Below are 5,416 nucleotides of genomic sequence, written 5' to 3'. Positions count from 1 at the left end.
GTGTAGGCCGGGACCCGTATCGGCGACGGTGAAGCATATGCGGTCGGTGGTTTCGGTGCAGGCACGAGCGATGCTCACCAATACGCCGCCGCTGTCGGTGAACTTGATCGCGTTGCCGATCAAGTTGAGCAGCACCTGCCTGACCCTTCCTGGATCGGCGGTGATCATCTGCGGCACGTCGGGTTCGACATGGCAGCCAAGGCCGATATTCTTGGCGAAGGCGCGCGCCGCCAAGAGTTCGACGATGTTGTCGGCGATCTCGCGCACCGACATTGGCTGCGGTTCGGGATCGAAGCGGCCGGCCTCGATCTTGGAATAGTCGAGCAGATCTTCGATCAGCGCCAGCAACGCGCTGGCCGAGGTCGAGACGGCGCCCACATAGGTCCGTTGTTCGGGTGAGAGATTGGTGTCCGCCAGCAGCCTGGCCATGCCCATGATGCCGTTCATCGGTGTGCGGATCTCATGGCTGACGGTGGCGAGGAAGCGCGATTTGGCCTGGCTTGCGTATTCGGCTCGCTCACGGGCGGTGATCAGCGACGATTCGGCGTGCTTGCGGGCGGTAATGTCGCGGGCGATGGCGCGATGCGAGACGGCGCCGCTCTCCTTGTCGCGCACGGACAGTTCGATCCATGAGAACCAGCGCGGGCCGATCGGCGTGCTAATGGCGACGTCGGTGGAGCTCAGGCATTCGTGGACGGAAAAAGCGGCATCGGGAACGATGCCGACGTCGATGCCGAGTTCGGCCAGGGCCCTACCGGCAAGATCGCGCTGGTCGGCTCCGACAAGATCGGCGAAAACCTTGTTGGCATAGACGATATGGCCGTCACGGTCGCGGTGGACGACGAGATCGCCAAGCGCGTCGATCAGCCCGCGAAAGCGTTCCTCGCTCTCCTGCATCTCCCACATGCGGTCGGCCAGGGTCTCGACCTCGGCGCGGCTGCGAGCTGCGGTCTCGCCAAGGATGGCAACCGTGCGACGCACCGTGCGCCTGGCACGCAGATGCACGGCGAGACCGGCCATGCCAGTCGCCAAAAGGCCAACGGTGATGACGATCGGCGCTCCGGTCAGGTGCGACAGCCCTGCCAGCATGACGATGGCGACGAGCGTCAGGAATGGCAGGCCTTCGCGATTGGCGGCGGGCAGTTCGGGCGCCAGTGGCGGCGCTGCGATATGCTGCCGCCTTGGCGCCTCCGGGCCGATCGCGTCGACGCTTTCGGCGCTCTCCGTTTCTCCGATGGCGGATTCCGTGACCATGCGGAAACCCTTGCCAGACAGAGATTATGGAAAATTGCGGCGGATCGTTCGAATTTTATCGGTCGCGCGGTTTTTTGCCTTTCTTTCGTGCAAAACGGCAGACGCCAGAACTCACATATCCACCACTACGCGGCCACGGATCTTGCCCTCGACGATGTTGTGCGCGGCGTCGATGATGCCATCAAAGCCGATGGTCGTGGACAGGCTGGCGAGCTTCTGGAGGTCGAGGTCCGTGCCGATGCGGCGCCACGCCTCCATGCGGACCGGCTTTGGCGCCATCACCGAATCGATGCCGAGCAGGCAAACGCCGCGCAGGATGAACGGGGCGACGCTCGCTGGCAGATCCATGCCGCCTGCCAGGCCGCAGGCGGCGACGGCGCCGCCATAGGAGGTCATCGAAAGGACGTTGGCCAACGTGTGACTGCCGACCGCGTCGACGCCGCCGGCCCAGCGTTCCTTGGCGAGCGGCTTTGCCGGCTGGGCAAGCTCGTCGCGCGAAATCACCTCCGCAGCACCCAGGTCGATCAGGTAGGAGCTTTCAGCGCTGCGGCCGGTCGAGGCGATGACATGATAGCCGAGGCTGGACAGGATCGAGACCGCGACCGAGCCGACGCCGCCGGCCGCGCCCGTCACTACCACCGGGCCGCGATCGGGTACGATGCCGTGCCGTTCCAGCGCGATGACGCAAAGCATGGCGGTGTAGCCTGCGGTGCCGATCGCCATGGCATCATGCGGGCTCATGCCCTGAGGCAGCGGCACCAGCCAGTCTCCCTTGACTCGGGCGCGCCCGGCATAGGCGCCAAAATGCGTTTCGCCGACGCCCCAGCCGTTCAATATGACCTTGTCCCCCTTGCGCCAGTCGGCATGGGAAGACGAGATGACGGTGCCGGCGAAATCAATGCCCGGCACCAGCGGCCAGCGGCGGATCACCGGCGCCTTGCCTGATATGGCGAGGCCGTCCTTGTAGTTCACCGTCGTCGCCTCGACGGCGACGGTGACATCGCCTTCCATCAGGTCGGCCTCGGTGAGGTCGGTCACCGCGACCGACTGCTTCTTCTCGGCATCGCGCGAAACGAGGATGGCTTTGAAGGTTTCGGGCATGTCTTCTCCTCGGGCTTTTCGAATGGCCACTGTATGGCGGCAGTAGGCCAGGTCAATCGCTTGAGGGCTTGGCCTCGCGCCGCCAACCGATGAGTTCGTCGAAGACGACCACCACCGCGCCGACCGCGATGAAGGCATCAGCGAGGTTGAAGATGGCAAAGGACCATACCGGGGTGTGGAACAGGATGTAGTCGATCACGTGACCATGGGTGGCGCGGTCGAGCAGATTGCCGAGCGCGCCGCCGACGATCAGCGCAAAGCCGATGCGGGTAAGCACGTGGCCGGGCGGAGTGCGGGCCGCGAGATAGAGCACGAATGCGACGACGAAAGCGGCGATGACCACCAGGCCGGTGTCGCCGAAGGATGAAAACATGGAGAAGGCAATGCCGGTGTTGTAGGTGCGGTACAATGCCAGGAACGGCACAAGATGGACCTTTTCCTGGAAGGCGAGGCCGGTCTCGACCAGATATTTCACCCACTGGTCGAGCGCTATCGCGGCGGCGACCAGCAGGATGTAGGGTAACCACGATTTTGCCGTTTGGGATTTCACCATTTGGGATGTCACGGTCTGGCGTCCTCCGGGGCAAATTTCAGCGCGCCGCGCCGGATCTCGAACAGCATGATGCCGGTGGCCACCGCGAGATTGAGCGAATCGGCCCGGCCGGCCTGTGGAATCCGCAGCAATCTGTCGCAGCTTTCGGCTAGGCTGTCGGGCAGGCCCTGCTGTTCGTTGCCCATCATCAGCAGCACCGGGCCTTTGGAAAAGTCGACCGAACGGTAGTCGACCGCACCTTTCAGATGTGTGCCGGCAACGAGGCCAGGAAAGCTTTTTCGCCACGCGAGGAAGGCGTCCGGCGTCGCCTTGGCGACCGGCACGGCGAAGATCGAGCCCATGGTGGCGCGCACGGTCTCGACGGAAAAAGGATCGGTGGTCTCGCCGACCAGTATGACGCCCTTGGCGCCAACGGCATCGACGGTGCGGATAACGGTGCCGAGATTGCCTGGGTCGCGCACGCGGTCGAGCGCCACCCAGACGTCGCCGTCTCGAACGCGGATGTCCTTCAGCGGCAGGAACTTCTGCGAAAATACGCCGACCACCATTTGCGGGTTATCGCGGCGGGTGATGGCGACGAGCCCTTTTTCGGAAACTTCGAGCACGGTGCCGCCGGCGGCAACCGTGCGCGCCGCGACCTTTTCGACTGCCGCGTTGCCGCGTCCGGCTTTGGCGAAGACCAGCGTCCGGATCGACCAGCCGAGGTCGAGCGCGTCGATGACCAGCTTCAGCCCCTCGGCCATGAAGGCGTTCTGCTGGTCGCGGAATTTCTTCAGGGCGAGAGCCTTGATGTCCTTGATCAACGGATTGGCGAGGCTGGTGACCTCTTTCACCTGCCCTGGCGCGCCGGCGTGCCGCTCGCTCATCAGGCCACCCAGCGCGAGAACAGCGACGTCGACAGCGCCCGGCCGGCGGATTTCTCGCGGATGATCAGTTCGCCGGATTCGACCGTGCCGCCCATGCCTGCGAAAGTGTCGCGCATTAAGGCGTGGATGGCGAAGAAGGAGGCGCGGATCGAATAGGCGGTCAGCACGACAGCAAGCGGCTTCGGCGTCAGGATCGAGCGGCAGAGGTTGGTCAGATCAGGCAGGTCCTCGAACAATTGCCAGACCTCGCCCTTGGGGCCACGGCCATAGGCGGGCGGATCGAACAGGATGATGTCGTAGCGGCTGCCGCGGCGCTCCTCGCGCTCGGCGAATTTCATCGCGTCGTCGATGATCCAGCGGATCGGCTTTTGCAACAAGCCCGCCATCTCCTGGTTCTCCCTAGCCCAGCCGATTGCCTTCTTGGACGCATCGACATGGGTGACCTCGGCGCCGGCGCGCGCCGCCACCAGCGAGGCAAGGCCGGTATAGCCGAACAGATTCAGCACCTTGACCGGTCGCTTCGCCGCCGCGATCAGCCCGGCCATGTGGTCCCAGTGCGAGGCCTGCTCGGGGAAGACGCCGACGTGGCGAAACGAGGTGAAGCGGCCGAGATAGTCGATGCCGTCATGCTTCATCGGCCAGGTCTCGCCGAGCGGCGTCCTGGGGAAGCGCCAGCGGCCGATGCCTTCCTCGTCGGTGTCGCCGGTGAAAATGGCGTCGGCGCGGTCCCAGTTTTCGGCCGGCAACGCTTTTTGCCAGATCGCCTGGCCTTCGGGCCGGACGATGCGATAGGGCCCGTACTGCTCGAGCTTTTGACCGGCGCCGCTGTCGAGCAGCGCATAGTTGGCGTTGGGCGCCACTTCGAGGATCAGCGGCAGGTGTTCGGCGGGCAGGGCGCCGTCGCGGCGGGAAAGGACGCGCGGCGCGGTGCGGTTGCCCGATGCTGTGCCGGTTGCGCGCGGCGCCTGTTCCGCCCCGCCCTTTGCGAGCTGATGCGAGCGGCTGTCGCGGCGTTTGTCGCGAAAAGGTTTCAAGAAGAGCATCTCCGGGGCGACTTGGCCCGCTTCTGCCACAGCACCTTCACCGGTGCAACAAACGCGGTCGCTGGACATTTCCGAAACGGTCAGCCGCGCCTGATCCAAAGCAGGGCGACAATCAGCGATACGAAACCGACGGCCTTGAAGCCGGCGACGATCATATGGCCGGTTTCCCAGCGCAGTCGGATCGCTTCGAAATTTTCCGGGATCGGTCCAGGCACCCAGGTGGCCAGAATATCGTTCGCCGGCTCGACGAGAGCAAACCACATCGCAAGAGACACCGCATAGAGCACGGCAGCGGCCAACGCATACCAGAACGCCGGACGGTCATTGCGCAGCATCCATGCGAGAAGTCCCGGACAGCCGATCGCGGCCACGTCCAGTGGCGCGCCAATGAGGCAAACAGCTGGAACTGGGCCTTGAAGACAGTCGTCTCGCGCCAGAGAGAAGGTGACCACTTCGTCAGCCGAGGAGCCGATTCCAGGACATGGGCGAAGAATGGTCCAAGGCTGAGCGCCGCCATGACGGCGGCCAAGATGGACCAGAACAACAGGAACCCGCGTATCTCCATAACGCCCGAACAACGGTGCGACGCCGGAGACGTT

The 5,416-nt window shown here is 64.4% G+C and carries 5 protein-coding genes and 1 pseudogene; all 6 read right to left on the bottom strand.

Annotation, left to right across the window (positions count from 1 at the left end):
• A partial coding sequence (locus EOA85_RS26245) for a PAS domain-containing protein (RefSeq protein WP_164759881.1) occupies positions 1–1,254 on the bottom strand: 1,254 nt, incomplete at its 3' end.
• A 111-nt stretch (positions 1,255–1,365) separates the two neighbouring features.
• The gene (locus EOA85_RS26240; RefSeq protein ID WP_065010141.1) at positions 1,366–2,355 is read right to left on the bottom strand and encodes an MDR family oxidoreductase; all 990 of its coding nucleotides are present in this window, start codon (positions 2,353–2,355) and stop codon (positions 1,366–1,368) included.
• Positions 2,356–2,407: 52 nt separating this feature from the next.
• On the bottom strand, positions 2,408–2,908 hold the full coding sequence (lspA, locus tag EOA85_RS26235) for a signal peptidase II (RefSeq protein ID WP_127211710.1): 501 nt from the start codon (positions 2,906–2,908) through the stop codon (positions 2,408–2,410).
• 8 nt (positions 2,909–2,916) lie between these two features.
• A complete protein-coding gene (locus EOA85_RS26230) occupies positions 2,917–3,774 on the bottom strand; it encodes an RNA methyltransferase (protein WP_127211709.1) in 858 nt (285 codons plus the stop codon).
• Positions 3,774–4,808: a class I SAM-dependent rRNA methyltransferase gene (locus tag EOA85_RS26225; protein ID WP_127211708.1), complete on the bottom strand. Its 1,035-nt coding sequence runs from the start codon at positions 4,806–4,808 to the stop codon at positions 3,774–3,776. Before EOA85_RS26225 ends, EOA85_RS26230 begins: the two co-directional genes overlap by 1 nt.
• An 89-nt stretch (positions 4,809–4,897) precedes the next feature.
• Positions 4,898–5,382: pseudogene (locus EOA85_RS26220) on the bottom strand (DUF1772 domain-containing protein).
• Between the last annotated feature and the right edge of the window lie 34 nt (positions 5,383–5,416).

Source organism: Mesorhizobium sp. M5C.F.Ca.IN.020.29.1.1 (assembly GCF_003997375.1).
Taxonomy (GTDB): Bacteria; Pseudomonadota; Alphaproteobacteria; order Rhizobiales; family Rhizobiaceae; genus Mesorhizobium; species Mesorhizobium wenxiniae.
This window is presented reverse-complemented; position numbering and strand designations above follow the sequence as displayed.